At 47.5% G+C, this 15027-nt stretch carries 17 protein-coding genes; 10 read left to right on the top strand and 7 right to left on the bottom strand.

The genetic code is table 11. The features are described from left to right. Positions 1-35: 35 nt before the first annotated feature. From HP570_RS28015 to HP570_RS27990, 6 genes are all read left to right on the top strand, one after another. A complete protein-coding gene (locus HP570_RS28015; protein ID WP_173627841.1) occupies positions 36-965 on the top strand; it encodes a DNA-3-methyladenine glycosylase family protein in 930 nt (309 codons plus the stop codon). Between the two features lie 119 nt (positions 966-1084). Next, positions 1085-2419 (top strand): branched-chain amino acid transport system II carrier protein, encoded by a 1335-nt coding sequence (gene brnQ / locus HP570_RS28010; RefSeq protein ID WP_064202316.1) that lies wholly within the window; start codon positions 1085-1087, stop codon positions 2417-2419. A gap of 194 nt (positions 2420-2613) precedes the next feature. Beyond that, positions 2614-3312: a response regulator transcription factor gene (locus tag HP570_RS28005; protein WP_064202315.1), complete on the top strand. Its 699-nt coding sequence runs from the start codon at positions 2614-2616 to the stop codon at positions 3310-3312. Then, positions 3312-4748 (top strand): sensor histidine kinase, encoded by a 1437-nt coding sequence (locus HP570_RS28000; RefSeq protein WP_173627840.1) that lies wholly within the window; start codon positions 3312-3314, stop codon positions 4746-4748. The genes HP570_RS28005 and HP570_RS28000 overlap by 1 nt, the downstream gene beginning before the upstream one ends. 155 nt (positions 4749-4903) lie before the next feature. Beyond that, positions 4904-5275 carry a hypothetical protein gene (locus HP570_RS27995; protein WP_041749259.1) on the top strand — a complete coding sequence of 124 codons (372 nt, stop codon included), beginning with the start codon at positions 4904-4906 and terminating at the stop codon, positions 5273-5275. 195 nt (positions 5276-5470) lie between these two features. Then, positions 5471-6490 (top strand): S66 family peptidase, encoded by a 1020-nt coding sequence (locus HP570_RS27990; RefSeq protein WP_173627839.1) that lies wholly within the window; start codon positions 5471-5473, stop codon positions 6488-6490. Positions 6491-6553: 63 nt separating this feature from the next. Here HP570_RS27990 and HP570_RS27985 read toward each other — a convergent pair whose 3' ends face one another. From HP570_RS27985 to HP570_RS27975, 3 genes are all read right to left on the bottom strand, one after another. Then, the gene (locus HP570_RS27985) at positions 6554-7501 is read right to left on the bottom strand and encodes a DMT family transporter (protein ID WP_173627838.1); all 948 of its coding nucleotides are present in this window, start codon (positions 7499-7501) and stop codon (positions 6554-6556) included. 146 nt (positions 7502-7647) lie between these two features. Beyond that, positions 7648-8166 carry a GNAT family N-acetyltransferase gene (locus HP570_RS27980; protein ID WP_173627837.1) on the bottom strand — a complete coding sequence of 173 codons (519 nt, stop codon included), beginning with the start codon at positions 8164-8166 and terminating at the stop codon, positions 7648-7650. Then, complete coding sequence (locus tag HP570_RS27975; RefSeq protein WP_173627836.1) at positions 8163-8618, bottom strand: DinB family protein; 456 nt, start codon at positions 8616-8618, stop codon at positions 8163-8165. Before HP570_RS27975 ends, HP570_RS27980 begins: the two co-directional genes overlap by 4 nt. Positions 8619-8758: 140 nt before the next feature. Here HP570_RS27975 and HP570_RS27970 point away from each other — a divergent pair, with 140 nt between their 5' ends. Next, entirely contained in the window at positions 8759-9169 is a 411-nt protein-coding gene (locus HP570_RS27970; RefSeq protein WP_173627834.1) for an acyl-CoA thioesterase, read from the top strand. Positions 9170-9174: 5 nt separating this feature from the next. Here HP570_RS27970 and HP570_RS27965 read toward each other — a convergent pair whose 3' ends face one another. Further along, positions 9175-9513, bottom strand: a complete 339-nt coding sequence (locus HP570_RS27965) for a hypothetical protein (protein WP_173627832.1) — start codon at positions 9511-9513, stop codon at positions 9175-9177. 99 nt (positions 9514-9612) lie between these two features. Here HP570_RS27965 and HP570_RS27960 point away from each other — a divergent pair, with 99 nt between their 5' ends. Next, positions 9613-10317: an HAD family hydrolase gene (locus HP570_RS27960; RefSeq protein WP_173627830.1), complete on the top strand. Its 705-nt coding sequence runs from the start codon at positions 9613-9615 to the stop codon at positions 10315-10317. Between the two features lie 292 nt (positions 10318-10609). Here the strand turns inward: HP570_RS27960 and HP570_RS27955 are convergent, their stop codons facing one another. The 3 genes from HP570_RS27955 to HP570_RS27945 are packed head-to-tail and all read right to left on the bottom strand — an operon-like array spanning position 10610 to position 12430. Next, positions 10610-10807, bottom strand: coding sequence for a hypothetical protein (locus HP570_RS27955; protein ID WP_173627828.1), 198 nt, complete (start codon positions 10805-10807; stop codon positions 10610-10612). Then, entirely contained in the window at positions 10797-11717 is a 921-nt protein-coding gene (locus HP570_RS27950; protein WP_173627826.1) for an ABC transporter ATP-binding protein, read from the bottom strand. Before HP570_RS27950 ends, HP570_RS27955 begins: the two co-directional genes overlap by 11 nt. Then, positions 11717-12430: an ABC transporter permease gene (locus tag HP570_RS27945; RefSeq protein WP_254495513.1), complete on the bottom strand. Its 714-nt coding sequence runs from the start codon at positions 12428-12430 to the stop codon at positions 11717-11719. The genes HP570_RS27950 and HP570_RS27945 overlap by 1 nt, the downstream gene beginning before the upstream one ends. A gap of 108 nt (positions 12431-12538) precedes the next feature. Here HP570_RS27945 and HP570_RS27940 point away from each other — a divergent pair, with 108 nt between their 5' ends. After that, positions 12539-13255 carry a response regulator transcription factor gene (locus tag HP570_RS27940; protein WP_173627824.1) on the top strand — a complete coding sequence of 239 codons (717 nt, stop codon included), beginning with the start codon at positions 12539-12541 and terminating at the stop codon, positions 13253-13255. Then, positions 13252-14991 carry a sensor histidine kinase gene (locus HP570_RS27935; RefSeq protein WP_173627822.1) on the top strand — a complete coding sequence of 580 codons (1740 nt, stop codon included), beginning with the start codon at positions 13252-13254 and terminating at the stop codon, positions 14989-14991. Before HP570_RS27940 ends, HP570_RS27935 begins: the two co-directional genes overlap by 4 nt. Positions 14992-15027 lie beyond the last annotated feature (36 nt).

Genomic DNA, 15027 nt, shown 5'->3' with positions numbered 1-15027 from the left:
GAGGTTTTTATTTTATCTGGAAAGGTGATAGTCTTGTGAATTGTTGGATTATTTCGCTTACTCCTCCATATTCTTTTGATCGGTTGCTCCGGCGTCTAGAGACACATCCAGATACGCAGATACGTGTGAATCAAGAAAAAAATAGCCTACAGCGCGTCTTTCGTATCGGCTTACGGCCTGTTCTGGTCCATATGCAATTTATGGGTAGCTTGGAAGAACCGGCATTGCGATACGAGACACATGCGATTTTGTCCACGTCAGACCAACAGCTGCTAGAAAAAATGATCCGCCGTACTTTTAGTGCCGATTTGGAGCTATCTGTTATTTACGAACAGATGAGGGAGGAGAGTGAGCTCGCTATCCTGACTGAGCGGTTTCGCGGTCTTCGTCCTATGCTGGATGCTGATTTGTTTCAATGTATGATCAAGACGATCATCGGGCAGCAGATCAATCTGACCTTTGCAGCCAATTTGACCGAGAGGCTGGTTACACTTGCAGGCGACCCAGTAGAAAACCAAAACGGCGAGGACATCATCGCTTTTCCGACACCTGACTCGGTAGCAAGATTGACTGTGGAGGATTTGCGTTCTCTGCAATTTAGTCAGCGAAAAGCAGAGTATATCATCGATTTCGCCCGCGCTATTGTGAATGATACGGTAGATTTGGAAAGACTATGGACAATGGAGGATGAAGAAATCATTACGTACCTCACTTCGCTACGAGGAATTGGGCGGTGGACAGTAGAGTGCCTACTCATGTTTGGAATGGGACGTCCAGACTTGTTGCCTGCTGCTGACATCGGTTTGCGAAATGGAATTGTGCACCTCTATGGGATGGAAACGAAGCCGAATGAAAATGACATTCGCAAGCTAGGGGAAAAGTGGGCTCCATGGCGCAGTATCTATTGTCTGTACGTATGGGAAGCTGTGGGGGCGATCAAGAGAAAAGAGATGTTTGACCTGTAAGAACTTTCATTTTTGACAAAAGTTCAATAATTTTAAAAAATTAAAGGTTGAATAGTGAGTTAATTTTAAGTTATACTAATGAAAATTTTATTTTATTAAACAATATTGAGAGGATTCATATGAAAGAACTTTCCACGAAAGAAACAATTACAATTGGTTTAATGCTGTTTGCCCTATTCTTTGGAGCAGGGAATATGATTTTTCCGCCAGCGCTAGGACAAGCTGCAGGAGATAATGTTTGGATCGCGATGGGCGGCTTTTTGATTACTGGTGTAGGTCTGCCTTTACTAGGCATCATCGCGGTAGGCTTGGCGGGAGGTAACTTGCAAACGATGGCGTCAAGAGTCCATCCGATGTTTGCAGTCGTGTTCACGTTTATTGTTTATCTGTCGATTGGTCCATTCATGGCGATTCCGCGGACAGGTACAGTAACCTTTGAAATGGGCGTGTTGCCGTTTTTGCCAGAATCGATGAAAGGCAGTTGGGTACCGCTTTTTGTGACCACGGTCGTCTATTTTGCCATCACCTTCTGGTTGAGTCTGAACCCGAGCAAGCTGGTGGATCGAATTGGTAAAGTCTTGACACCTGCTCTTTTGATCATCATTGGCCTGATGTTTGTCAAATCACTCATTTCTCCAATGGGTGAGGTGGGACAACCGATAGGCGCCTATCAGGATACAGCATTCTTCAAAGGCTTTCTCGAAGGCTATCTGACGCTGGATGCATTAGCTGCGATGGTATTTGGTCTGGTAGTAACAACGGCTGTTCAAGATAGAGGCATCATCGATCGCAAAAAAGTGATGTGGTCTACGATCAAAGCAGCAATTCTCGCCGCTACCGGACTTGGACTTGTCTATCTTGCCCTCAGCTATTTGGGAGCGACGAGTGTTTCGATTGCGAAATCGGAAAATGGTGGACAAATTTTGACCGGGGTCGTGCATCAACTGTTCGGTCCATTAGGCTCACTACTGCTGGGAGCAGCCGTTACGCTTGCTTGCCTCACGACTTCTGTCGGGCTTGTCACTGCTTGCAGTCAATTTTTCTCCAGTCGAATTCCTAGCATCTCTTACAAGAACATGGCGGTAATTTTGTCTGTGTTCAGTGCTGCGGTAGCAAACGTAGGCTTGACACAGTTGATTACCTTCTCCGTTCCTGTCTTGATGGCGATTTATCCGCTGGCTATCGTGCTGATGCTGCTGACGTTTTGTCATCGGATGTTCAATGGACATCGTGCCGTATATGTGGGTGCGATCACAGCAACGGCTGTCATTAGTCTGTTGGATGGAGCTTCCCAGCTTGGATTGTCTATCGACTCGCTGACCCCAATCCTGGAACAATTGCCGCTGTACAAAGTTGGAATTGGATGGCTGGTCCCAGCTATTGCAGGCGCACTGATAGGGTTGTTGTGGGCTAGTCTCACGCGAAGTGTTCCGATTGTAAGAGAAACGAAGTAAAGAATGAAGAGCGGGTGGGCTTTAGGTCCACTCGCTTTTTTATTGTTCCAAACCATTTTGTCCTGCTATTACCAGCTGGATAGGACTTCTACCCGTCCACAACATGGGTGATCTATGTTACCATGGAAAAACGTAAATTGTCTGAACGGCATGTTTCATTTTATGTCGTTTTGAAAGAAGGGAGGTTATTGGCTATGTCCACGATGAAAGTCTTGGTTGCCGATGACGATCCAAACGTACGCGAAATTATTCGCCTTTATTTTGAAAAACAACAAATCGAGCTCATCGCAGCAACAGATGGACGAGAAGCTCTTGAGATGATGGAAAAGGAACAGCCGGATGTGGTCATTCTCGATGTCATGATGCCGCAGTTGGATGGCTTTGAAGCTTGCCGGGAAATCCGCAAGAAGTGGGATACGCCGATCATTATGCTGACGGCAAAGGATGAGGAGTTTGACCGTGTTCTCGGCTTGGAGCTCGGAGCGGATGATTACGTGACGAAGCCGTTTAGTCCACGTGAAATCGTTGCACGTATCCGCGCGATTATGCGCAGATTGCAGCCAAAGCCAAAAGTAGAAGACGAGGCAGCGCTTCGAACCTTTGTTTTTGAGCAATTGACGATAGATCTGGATAAACGGGAAGTGATCGTTGCCGGGGAAAAAGTGAGCTTTCGCCCGAAGGAGTTTGATCTGCTTGTTCAACTTGTCAAATCGCCAGGAAGTGTATGGTCACGGGAGCAATTGCTGGAACAGGTGTGGGGATTTGATTATTTTGGCGATGTTCGAACGATCGATGTTCATATTAAAAAGATCAGACAGCGTTTAGATAAGCTCCCGTATGATTGCATTCAAACGGTTTGGGGGATCGGCTACAAGTTTGGGGTGGATAACTGATGCTAGGCATGTCGAAAAGTATCTACCGCAGACTGCTGGTCAGCTTTTTGGCTACCGTTTTGGTAGGGTTGGGGATTACAGGGATTGTTCTCTCCTTTTTTACGAAGGAGTATATTTACAACGCCAAAGAAGAAGAGCTTTTGCGAATGGCCAAAAAAGTAAATACCGCTATCCATAACAGCAATGAAGTAAACAAACGGCTCTTGGACAAGCTGGCAATGCTGGACGAGTCATTTGATACCCGCATCTGGTTATTTGATACAAAAGGAAAAATTGTCGCGACTTCAATGAAGGATGAGATGTTTACGGGCAAGTCCGTGGCAGTTTCTATCGCGGATAACGTACTGAAGGGAAAAAGTGCGGTAACCGAGCTGCAAATCGAAGGTCTGGATGACCCGATGTTGTCGGTCTCCGTTCCTTGGGGCGAGGGCGAAAATGTCTACGGCGGAATTATTTTGCACGCGCCGATTGAAGGAATTGAGAAAACCTTTGGGCAAATGCGCGAGTCGATTCTGTGGGCGACCTTGTTCGGGGTGCTGCTTTCTACGATCATGGTTTCGTATTTGTCATGGTCAATCTCCCGCCCATTGCGAACCATTGAGAGAACAGCGGCTGAAATTGGTCGAGGGAATTATGCAGAGCGCGTCCAGGTCGATACGTCCGACGAGATCAGCGACTTGGCGCAAACGATCAATACGATGGCACAGAAGCTGGAGAAGGTAGAGCAGGAGCGTCATCATTTGGAGCAAGTCCGTAATGATTTTTTGGCGAATGTCTCCCATGAATTGCGTACGCCTCTCACGGCGATCCAAGGTTTCCTCGAGGCGTTGCAGGATGGCTTGGTAGAGGAAGAAGAGGCGCGACAGAAGTATTACGCTGTGATGTACACCGAAACGATGCAAGTGAATCGCTTGGTGGATGACCTGATGGATTTGATGAAGCTGGAGAACAATGAAGTAAATCTGGTCAAGTTCCCTGTCGATGTGGCAGATGTCATGAATCGGGTTGCTTTTTCCTTCCATCAAGAAGCAGAGGAAAAAGGGCTTCACATGGGAGTAGAAGTAGAGGACGAGCTTCCGCGAATTTATGCCGATAAAGACAGGATCGCGCAAATTCTAAAAAATCTGGTGAAGAATGCACTCAAGTTTACGTCTGCTGGTGAAATCCGCATGCGTGCTTCTCTAGATGGAGAATACGTACAGATTCAAGTGATCGATACTGGGATGGGAATTGCAGAAGATGACCTGGACCGCATCTGGGAACGTTTTTTCAAAGTAGATCGGGGACGTTCCAAGAACAATAAAGGAACAGGACTTGGACTCGCCATTGTAAAAGAGCTGGTAGAGCTGCATGATGGCAAATGCAGAGTGGAGAGCTCGCCTGGGAAGGGCAGTACTTTTACGATATGGCTTCCTCGGATTAAACCGGAGAACTAAATCATGATCCGCTCAAAATGATCATGGTCATACTTTTTTCATATTTTGATCATCGTTTTTTCCTACTTTCCTTACAGAATGGTTATCTTTGCCCGTTACGATATAGGTGTGACAGCGAGAAGGTCACGAAGCCAAGGAATGAAAGGGGAATGAACATGAACAAAAAGTGGTTCTCCATTGCCACTGTCGCATTACTCCTGTCTGGCAGCTTGGTTGCCTGCTCTAACACAACAGGAACACCTGAACCGGCGACACAACAAGAGGGCACGACAAGCGAAACCGCTCCGGGCTCCTCCACTTCTGATAGCGGACAATCGACTAATAGCTCGGTTTCGCAAGATCAGTCTACTCCGGATGCTTCAGCGAACAGCTCTGATGCATCGACGGGCACAGGTTCGTCTACGGAAGCACCTGCGACAGATGCCAAATCTGATGCAGGTACCAGCACTGGATCATCTGGTGCTGTCGGAACCGACAACAGCAGTTCCGCTGGACAGTCTACAACGACTGACGCTAGCAAGAAGTAATCATTCACGAACAGGAAACACGTTCGTCTGAACTCCTCTACTTCCCTCCCGTTTTATATACTTTGATGACGACTATAGGTCGTCTTTTTTTTTGTCTAAGAAAAGTAGTTCCAGTCTACCCTTCGGCCTACGTCTGGAAAATACTTTGGTGGCATGTGGTATGATTATCCAAAATCATACATAGCGGGAGGGAGCATGATCACGTATCCATCGTTGAAAAAGGGCGTTAATATAGGGGTAACTGCACCGTCATCAGGTGTACCAGAGTATTTGCATGAACGAATCAGGCTGGCATGCAGTCGTATGGAGAGCAGGGGGTATTCCATCGTTTGCAAAGATACAGTCTGGACACAGGAAAAAGCCAAGTCAGCTCCTGCCATTAACCGCGCAGCCGAATTCAACTCCCTGATGCAAGAGGAAGACGTCGATATCATCATTCCTCCTTGGGGTGGCGAGTTGCTGATTGAGATTTTAGACAAGCTTGATTTTGATGCCATGCAACCAAAATGGGTGTTAGGCTATTCGGATGTGAGTGTGCTGTTGCTCGCGATTACATTAAAAACGGGGATGGCTACGGCCCATGGGACGAATCTGATAGATTTGCGTGGAGCAGATATGGATGAGACGACGGCTATGTGGGAAACAGTTCTGTCAACGCAAAAGGGCGAGTCAGTCTTGCAGTACTCTTCTCCGATGTATCAAAAGGAATGGCAGCATACGAATCCTTCCCCGCATATCTTTCACCTGACGGAACCGACTGTATGGAAAACTACAGAGACTACTCCCCACATAAATATGCAGGGACGGCTACTTGGCGGCTGTATCGATATCATTCGGCATGTGATCGGCACACCGTATGGGGACGTGCAAACTTTTCAAAAAGAACAGATCGGGAATGAAGCGATCATCTGGTATTTGGAAAACTGTGAGCTTTCTACGACTGATCTGCGCAGATCATTGGTACAAATGAAGCTGGCCGGATGGTTCGACCATTGTGCGGGGATCATGTTTGGGCGCAGTCCAGCGAATCAGACGGTGGACGGCTACACCGTGGAAGACGTCTATCAGGAACTGGCTGAAGAGCTGCAAGTCCCTGTCCTCTACGACATAGATTGTGGGCATATGCCGCCACAAATCACGTTTATAAATGGGGCATTTGCTGAAGTGAAGCTATCTTTCGAAAAAGGAAGTGTACGGCAATATTTTCGTCCATAGCTTAAAAAAACGAGGGCTTCCCAACGATTGGGAAGTCCTCGTAGCATGTAAGCAAACACGATTTTAGCCTTGCTTCTCGTTGGAATGGGGGAGAGGATGTTCCTCCAGCGATTCACGTTTATTTTTGGTACGCAAAGTGGACAAGGCGACACCGAGGAAAATAAATGAGCCACCAGCGAAAAAGCCAATACCCAAATGTTCATGCAGCAACAGCCAGCCTAAAAATGCACCGACAATGGGCTGAACAAAAAAGAACCCGGCCCCACTCCCTGCGGGCATCAGCTCGAAGCCTTTGTTCCACAAATAAAAAGCACCTGCGGTAGAAATCATGCCGATATAGAGGACACCTGCCCAGATGTCCCAACCAAATTGCCAGGAGACAGGTGTGACAGACAGCTCCCAAAACATGAGTGGACTCGTAAAGATGATGCCAAACAATGCTACGTAGGTAGTGACGAGCAGGGATGAATAGCGCTGCGTTACCTTTTTGCTGAGAACGGTATACAATCCCCAGCTAATCGCTGCTAGGAACAAAATCAGGTTTCCTGCGAGGGAAGACTGAGCGTCAGCTTGATCAGGAACACCAATGACGATGATGACACCAATCGTCGCTAACAAAATACCCGCTGCCTGCTTCAGATGGATGCGCTCCTTTAATAGCCAGACCGCAAAAATGGCAATAAAGGCAGGCGATGCGGAGGTAATCAAAGCACCCATATGGGCAGTAGACAGCTTGGTACCGAGAAATTGTGCGGCGATGGAGATCGTGACCCCGACAAAGGAGATGGCCATCAGCAGAGGATAATCTTTTTTAGCGACACGCTCCTTGCGAGCAACGATAAATGCCGCCAGCACGACTAAAGCAATGCAAAAGCGCAAAATCAATAGCGTGAACGGTGGAATCACTTCCAACACGACCTTGCTGACGACATAAACACCGCCCCAGATCGCTGCAGCGAGAGTCAGGCAGACAGCCCCTAAAAACATTTGCTTCCATTGTGATTGTGACATAACAAGTCCCTCCCGGAATAATGAATCAATCGTTCGAGCGTTATTCCGTAGCCGGGAGGCAGTAAGAGACCCACTTCCTCACCGACTAGGAGAGGAAGGTGGGCACATCATTTTCAAAAAGGCGACGGTTCATATCTTTCACCTCCTTAATTTGTACGGGGTAGCCACTTGGCTACCAGCAGCACCGGTTGTGTCAGACGACCGACTGTAGCCTCCACCTGACGATACTGCTCATAGCCAAGCTTCCCCCAGAAAAGAAGAGCGGGTTCATTATGCGCAATGACACCGTGATGAACATGCTCACTGCCATGTTGGATGCAGTAGGCTTCCATGAGTGTCACTGCCTCTTTTCCAAAGCCCTGCTGCTGATAATCGGCATGCAAAAGCAAAAGACTAATCCAGCTTTTTGGATCGTTTACACTGGAGAGGACGATATGGATGACTCCAATGATCGTACCTTCACGAGTAATAGCGAGCCAATGCCCGGAAGGTATGCTTATGGTAGCGTCATATTCGGCTTCCAGTTCAGCAAGACTTACTGTGCTCGTGCCGTTTCGAAGCTGATTGTACTTTGGATTGCTGTTGTAGGTGGCGAGTAAGTCGGGTAAATCCTCGCGCAGCAATTCGCGAATGATGAGCCGCTCACCTGTCAAAATGAGACTCATTGAGGTCCTCCGTACTTGCGGATAAGTCCAATCTGCCCGCCGTGGTAGCCCATATGATAGATCAGTCGACCAAGTGCCTGACGGGGAGTCAATGTGGCAATCGGTGCTTCACAGGGGATGTCCCACGCGTCTTTTGGCAGGGCAGCCAAAGAATCCAGCAAGTGATGGTAGGCAGCATCTTTGAAAGCAAGCAAGGCAGACAAGTCGGTAAAGTTTCCTTCATCCTTCACAGGTCCAATGGTAGTGAGAGTGATGTCGGACGGGATTGCTCTTCCGAAAAACATCAGACAGAATCGATATTCGACTTCCGCGATGTGATGAATCAAAAATCCGATGGAATTAGAGCCCGGAGCCAGCTTCCAGCCAAGCTCGGCTTCAACCAATTCGACGAGTGCATCCTGATACCGGGAGCGAGCAGTTTGCAAGGTCGGCAAAAGTTCTTGTTCGAACATCGAATCTTCCTTTCTAGTGTTTATTTATATTATAGGAAAAAGATCCGGAAAGAACAGCATGACCATTCGGAAAATTTTGAATGAATGTTCACTCAGCAACCTGAATTCGTTATACTAAAGAAAAACAAGGAGTGAGAAAGATGGCTCATCGCTATCATCTAACTGTGCGTTCAACTGATATTGACGTAATCGGACATGTGAACAATGCCAAGTATTTGGAGTACATGGAGTGGGCGCGTTTTGAATGGATATGGGAGCAAGGATTTACGCTGGACGAATTGAGGCGACGGGCCATCATGCCGGTAGTGGCCAATATAAACATTAACTACCGCAAAGAATTGAAAATGCGTGAAGAGGTAACGGCGATTACTACGGTGGTCAAGGTGGGTGAAAAAAGCTTCGTCATCCGCCAGGAGCTGTACAACGCTGCAGATGTATTAGTGGCGGACGCCGATGTGACAATGGTCATGATCGATGCGAATACACGCCAATCTGTTTCTTTACCAGTTGAGTTGAAAGAGGCATTGCTTGTGGATTTGCCTAAAAGCTAAAGGCATCAGGATGATTTGCGAATGAAGTCGAGGCGGAAATTATTCCATTCGAGAGCACGCAGCGCCAATGTCTCCAAGATACGCTCATGGCGATCTTGACCTTCCTTTAACTCAGCAACATCTTGCTTCAGCATGGCAACATCCTGCTTTAATTCGGCAACATCTTGCTTCAACATGGCGACATCCTGCTTTAGTTCGGCAACATCGGCTTTTAGCTGGTGAACTTCCATGGTTAAAGCATCCATCTTGGCATCCAATTCGTCCTGCCGATCTATGAGAGCATGAGCAATCAGACGCAACTCATTCATACCCTCTACTAAAATATCCAGTTTTTCGTTAGACATGTTTCCACCTCCTTTTTCCGTTACAATGATCATAACAAAAGACAGAGTCATATGCACAATGAAAACAGCAAGAAAAAAGGAAGGGGACGCCACTCAGCCATGTCCAAATTTACAACAATCCTATTTGATCTCGACGACACTCTCTTCGATTTTTCAGCTTGCTGGGAGAAAGGGATGCGGCAGACGATTGCGAGCCATGCACTTACAGCAGAACTCGACCAAGAGAAATTCCTTGAAGCTCTGCGGCGCCACGGAGATGATTTGTGGATCGATGTTATTGCTAAGCGCTACGATTTTACGCAATACAGGAGGTTGCGTTTTCAGCGAGCTATGGCTGATTGTAACCGACAGATTGAAGTGGAGCAGGTCGACGATTTTCAACGCGCCTATCAGGTGGCATGTATGGACGCAGTCCAGCCAGATACCACTGTTCAATCTACCATTGCGAGGCTGGCAGAAGAGCATACACTAGGGATTGTTACGAATGGTCCTGTCGATATGGCATTTATCAAGCTGGAGAGGTTGGGATTGTCTGCTTATTTTCCACGGGAGCGGGTGTTTCTCTCCGAAATCATCGGACATCATAAGCCGGATCAACGTATATATGAACATGTTCGTGAAAAACTCGGAGTTGAGAGCAAGCAGGTGTTGTTCGTCGGAGATACGTGGGAGGCAGATGTAGCAGGCGCGATGGACGCAGGCTTCTCAGCTGTCTGGATCAATCCACGAGGGAAAAAGCCTACTTCAGAGCATCAGCCACTCGCTGTCATTGAACGACTGGATCAGCTTTTGGCAATCTTGTAGAAAAAAGCAGCCTATTGCCCCATAGCCGCATAGCTTGCAGGCTGTTTTCGGTGGCAATCAAGCTGCTTTTTTTCTACATATTTTCTTGCTCTTTTTGCTCCTAGCGTCTTGCGTACTGCTTTCTCATGAAAAGGATGAGAGAAACAATAATCAGCCCAATTAAAATCCCGATAACTTCTGGTTTAAGGCTATCTCCCCAAAAGATTCTATACAGCAAAACCCCTGTCAGGATAACGGCAAAATCCAGAAACCTACTTGTCATACGAATCTTCCCCCATATACATGAACCTGATTATCGTTCGTATCGATTAACCTGATCTTCCATTTTTTCATGCTGACTCTTCCTGTACTTTGTGATGAAAAAGATGAGATTGAGGACAATCAGGCCAATCGTAATTGACATACTTCCGGTAGTCATGCTTTTTCCTATCGAGATGTTGAAAAGCAGCATCCCGGATAGGAGCAGGACAAAAACGAGATTAAGCATCATGAGACTCTTCCCCCATAAAAATTCGTTCGAGCGAAGGGACTTCAACGTTCACGCCATAAATATCCACGCGTGCCTGAACAAGAGCACGAACGAGGGTTGCCACTTTTTGATCGTCATCAACCTGAATCGAGAGACGACCATCTTCCCAAATCGTATTGCGCCCGAGGGACTCGATAAAGGTGCGCAGGTTTACAGATTCCTCTGTAATAAAAGCCGAGTGACGTACGTTCACAGATCGCCATGCCTGATGGGCAGCTTGCAGCTCATCGAGAGTGCCGAGTGAACGGATCTTTCCGCTTTTCATGATGGCGATGCGGGTACAGATTTTCTCGACTTCATTCAAATTGTGCGAGGTCATGAAGATCGTTTTTCCTTGCTGATGGAGCTTGCGCAGCAAATTTTGAATATGCAGGGCTGATTCGACGTCAACGCCAGAAGTAGGTTCATCAAGGAAGATGAGCTCCGGGTCACCGACTAAGGCTTGGGCAATGCCCAGCTTCTTTTTCATCCCGAAGGAAAACGTTTTGGCTTTGCGGGATGCATGCTCCTCAAGCTCAACGGCTGTCAGGATGCGCATACAGTCTTCCTTTGTGAGTGTGACGCCTTTTACCCGAGCGAAATAGTGCAAGTGCTCCGCAGGAGATAAATGGTCGTAGAAGGTGGAGTAATCTGGCAGTACGCCAATTCGTTTTTTCCATCCTTCTGTATGGGCCTCTTCTCCGAACATACGAATGGTACCCGCTGTCGGAATCAGAATCCCTGTCAGCATATTGATAAAGGTCGATTTTCCTGCGCCGTTTCGACCTAGGAATCCGAAAATCTCCCCGCTGTGCACAGTAAGACTGACGTCGTTCACGACCGTGCGATTGCCAAAGCGCTTGTTCAACTGTATGGTCTCGATCATTGCCATTAACAATCCCTCCGTCGGAATAAGTACATAGAAGCGATCAGGAAAGCTGCTGCATAGAGCCAAATGAAGCCGGTCCAAGCGCCGCCTTTTTCCATAAATGAAAAGGGTGTCAAATATTTAATCCATGGTGCTGCTGGGTGACTAGAGAAGGTGCTCCATAGTCCGAGACCTGGCAAAATCAGTGCAATCACGATTCCCAAAAACATCGTGTAGCTGGGGCGAGGTATCACGAGCGAGAGTAGAAGTGCTAGCGAGATGCAGTAGATAAGCAGAGATACGCATAGATAAAAGGTCTTCGCATCAAACGTTTGCACGGTGGCAAAAACTACGCCAAACGTAATAATCATGCAGGTTAACCAGAAGAACGCCACTCCGAGAAATTTCCCTAAAATAATCTGATTGCGTGAAGTCCGGGTGACGAGAAAGCGAATTGTCCTGCCCGCTAGCTCACGGTTTATGACATCATGAGACAGGCTGAATACAAACAAGGGCCCGAACAGCATGATAAGTGCAAAAATACCAAGCGCATGTCCCTGCGCCAGCTCCTGTTCTGGGAGAAGACTTGCTGCCTGATTGACGAGGTCAGAAACCAAGTACGAGATGCCGACAATAAAGGCAACGGTAATTAACGATTTGATACTTTTAAACAACCGAAAAAATTCGTGTTGGCAAATAGCCCACATAGGTGAATCCGCTCCTTTCTCCTTCATCATAATAGCCAGACCTTTCCCCTACTAAAACACTACCTTACCATTTCCTTATCTTTTTTATTGGCGTCGTTTATCATGGTAGAATGTATGACAGCAAGGGAGGGAACGGATATGGAGAAAGAAGCAAGAATCTTGCTGGTAGATGATGAAGAAGCGATTTTGCAGATGCTCCAAACGGTGCTGAAAAAGGAAGGCTTTGTCCAGATCGATACATGCACGACAGCAGCAGAGGCGATTCGTCTCGTGGAAGAGAAGACATACGACTTGTTGATTCTAGATATCATGCTGCCTGATAAAAGTGGATTTGAGCTGTGCGGAGCAGTGCGACAGCGAACGAAGGCACCGATTTTTTTTCTGACAGCAAAAGGTACCGATTTTGATAAATTAAGCGGATTTGCCTATGGAGCGGATGATTACATAACGAAGCCATTTCATCCACTAGAGGTCGTTGCCCGGATGAAGGCTCATCTGCGCAGAACCTTGGGGGGCTCTGCTCCATCGCAGGAAGAAAAGCGCTATGATTTTGGACGTTTTCAAGTAAATGTGGAGGCAGCCGAGCTGTTCGTGAACGGAGAGCGAGTGGATTGCCCGGCGCAAGTATTTTCATTGCTCGTCTTTTTCTGCCAGAACCCGAACCGGGTATTTACGAAAGAACAAATTTACGATCATGTATGGAAAGACGAGTACGGGATGTTTGACGAAAATACAGTCATGGTGCACATTCACAAGCTGCGTCAGCGCATAGAAGAAAACCCGGGACAGCCAAAGCTCTTGGTCACGGTGAGAGGGCTGGGCTACAAGCTGGTTAGTCCGGCAAGACAGTCATGAATTTGCGGAACAAGCTGATTTTTCAATATGTCCGGCAACTGTTCGGTTTTCTCCTCGTCTTGCTGCTATTTCTAATTTTTGCGATGCTGGGGTTAGGCTGGCGCATTATGAACGAGCAGTTGTCCAGCGATTTGTCCCGGCTGGATGCATCCGATTTGACATTGAAGATAGAGTATGAGGGGAAGCGAATCCGCGTCGATCCGGAAATTGAGAAGAGCGTGGCGAGACATCAAGGCTGGTTGCAGATTATCGACAAGCACGGAAAAATACTGTACAACTATCGGACACCTGCTGACGTTCCCAGTCAATTCAGGCCAGGAGAGTGGATTAGTTATGTAGAAGACCGTGATGCTTCTCGCTATCACGTCACTCACTGGGTTATAAACCAATCTGACGAAAACATGATCATCCTCTATGGAACACCCGCTCCCGAAAAAGAAATGATGCAGCGCCTGATCGCAAAAAAAACGGGAACGAGCAAGGAGACATGGGACGAGTTGAACGAAAGCTTTTCCCAAGAAAAGGCATGGTACTTGGTATACGATCGTACGGGGCAACTTATCCATCAATGGAATCATCCGAACGCTTCTGCCCAGTTAGACATGACGGAGGCTCTTCAGAACAGCGAGACCACTAAAAATGTTCCTGTCCGCATCACGAGTCGATATGACACGAAGAGCGACTTGACCTACGTAGTGGGCACACCGAATCCAACCTATCAGTCTGGTGTCCAAGAAACGTCTGAGGATGCCATGGTCAAGGAAACGTTCCTTCAGATCGGTATTCTTTTGATCCTTGTCGTTTTATTTGCAGGCAGCTGGTATGCTTGGCGGGTAGGCAAGCCGCTCTTGCATATGGTGAATTGGCTGGACAGACTGGCCCAAGGCCGCTATGAGGAGCCGATCGGAAAAAAGGGGAAACCAATCGGAAGGAATTGGCGAGGGAAGGAAAAGAAGTCATTTCGTGTTTTCAAGGACGTGTTTGACGCTCTCCGGCATCTGAGTGAAACCTTGCGCTCCAACGAAAAGCTTCAGCAAGAGATCGAGCAGACGCGAGAGGAATGGATTACAGGGCTATCCCATGATCTCAAGACACCGCTGAGCTCGATTTACGGTTATGCTACCTTTTTAGAGTCGGAACAGTATGAGTGGGATAGAAAAGAAGTCAGCGAATTTGGGAAAACGATTCGGGAAAAGTCAGACTACATGAACGGGCTGATTGAAGATTTGAATTTGACCTATCGACTCAAGAATCAAGCTTTGCCGATGGTCAAACAACCTGTCGCGATCGTAGAAACCATTCGCAGGATTGTGGTGGATATGGTAAACGATCCGAGCTCGTCTTTGCATGATATCGAGTTTTCGGCGAATGTCCCATCGATAACGGCCGAGGTCGATCCAATCTGGTTTCGACGCATCATCGTCAACATTTTGACAAACGCGATCAAGTATACCCCGGCCGGTACACATGTGCTTGTAGAGGTACAATCGATTGCAGCCGATCAGTTTGTGGTCAAAATCGCGGATAATGGTCCAGGCATGGATGAAACGACACTGGCCAATCTGTTCGAAAGATACTACCGAGGTGGGCATACAGGAGAGAATACCAGTGGGACGGGGCTGGGTATGGCGATAGCCAAGCAGCTCGTTTTGGCGCACGGGGGAGAGATTACGGTGGACAGTAAGCTGGGTAGCGGAACGGTTGTCGTGATGACCTTTCCTGCGGTTATCAGCTAGTTAGTTTTCATGAAAAAAAGCCAAGGGATTTGCGCT

It is taken from the genome of Brevibacillus sp. RS1.1 (assembly GCF_013284365.1).
In the GTDB taxonomy this organism is placed as follows: Bacteria; Bacillota; Bacilli; order Brevibacillales; family Brevibacillaceae; genus Brevibacillus; species Brevibacillus brevis_D.
Note: the sequence above shows the minus strand (reverse complement) of the source record. Positions and strands in the feature narration are given on the sequence as shown.

Bases quoted from the DNA above. Each gene is read 5' to 3' on its own strand.
- HP570_RS27935 (WP_173627822.1), top strand. From the start codon at position 13,252: ATGAATTTGCGGAACAAGCTGATTTTTCAATATGTCCGGCAACTGTTC.
- HP570_RS28005 (WP_064202315.1), top strand. From the start codon at position 2,614: ATGTCCACGATGAAAGTCTTGGTTGCCGATGACGATCCAAACGTACGC.
- HP570_RS27995 (WP_041749259.1), top strand. From the start codon at position 4,904: ATGAACAAAAAGTGGTTCTCCATTGCCACTGTCGCATTACTCCTGTCT.
- HP570_RS28000 (WP_173627840.1), top strand. From the start codon at position 3,312: ATGCTAGGCATGTCGAAAAGTATCTACCGCAGACTGCTGGTCAGCTTT.
- HP570_RS27945 (WP_254495513.1), bottom strand. From the start codon at position 12,430: ATGATGAAGGAGAAAGGAGCGGATTCACCTATGTGGGCTATTTGCCAA.
- HP570_RS27975 (WP_173627836.1), bottom strand. From the start codon at position 8,618: ATGTTCGAACAAGAACTTTTGCCGACCTTGCAAACTGCTCGCTCCCGG.
- HP570_RS27955 (WP_173627828.1), bottom strand. From the start codon at position 10,807: ATGATGCTTAATCTCGTTTTTGTCCTGCTCCTATCCGGGATGCTGCTT.
- brnQ (WP_064202316.1), top strand. From the start codon at position 1,085: ATGAAAGAACTTTCCACGAAAGAAACAATTACAATTGGTTTAATGCTG.
- HP570_RS27960 (WP_173627830.1), top strand. From the start codon at position 9,613: ATGTCCAAATTTACAACAATCCTATTTGATCTCGACGACACTCTCTTC.
- HP570_RS27940 (WP_173627824.1), top strand. From the start codon at position 12,539: ATGGAGAAAGAAGCAAGAATCTTGCTGGTAGATGATGAAGAAGCGATT.
- HP570_RS27965 (WP_173627832.1), bottom strand. From the start codon at position 9,513: ATGTCTAACGAAAAACTGGATATTTTAGTAGAGGGTATGAATGAGTTG.
- HP570_RS27990 (WP_173627839.1), top strand. From the start codon at position 5,471: ATGATCACGTATCCATCGTTGAAAAAGGGCGTTAATATAGGGGTAACT.
- HP570_RS27985 (WP_173627838.1), bottom strand. From the start codon at position 7,501: ATGTCACAATCACAATGGAAGCAAATGTTTTTAGGGGCTGTCTGCCTG.
- HP570_RS27950 (WP_173627826.1), bottom strand. From the start codon at position 11,717: ATGGCAATGATCGAGACCATACAGTTGAACAAGCGCTTTGGCAATCGC.
- HP570_RS27980 (WP_173627837.1), bottom strand. From the start codon at position 8,166: ATGAGTCTCATTTTGACAGGTGAGCGGCTCATCATTCGCGAATTGCTG.
- HP570_RS27970 (WP_173627834.1), top strand. From the start codon at position 8,759: ATGGCTCATCGCTATCATCTAACTGTGCGTTCAACTGATATTGACGTA.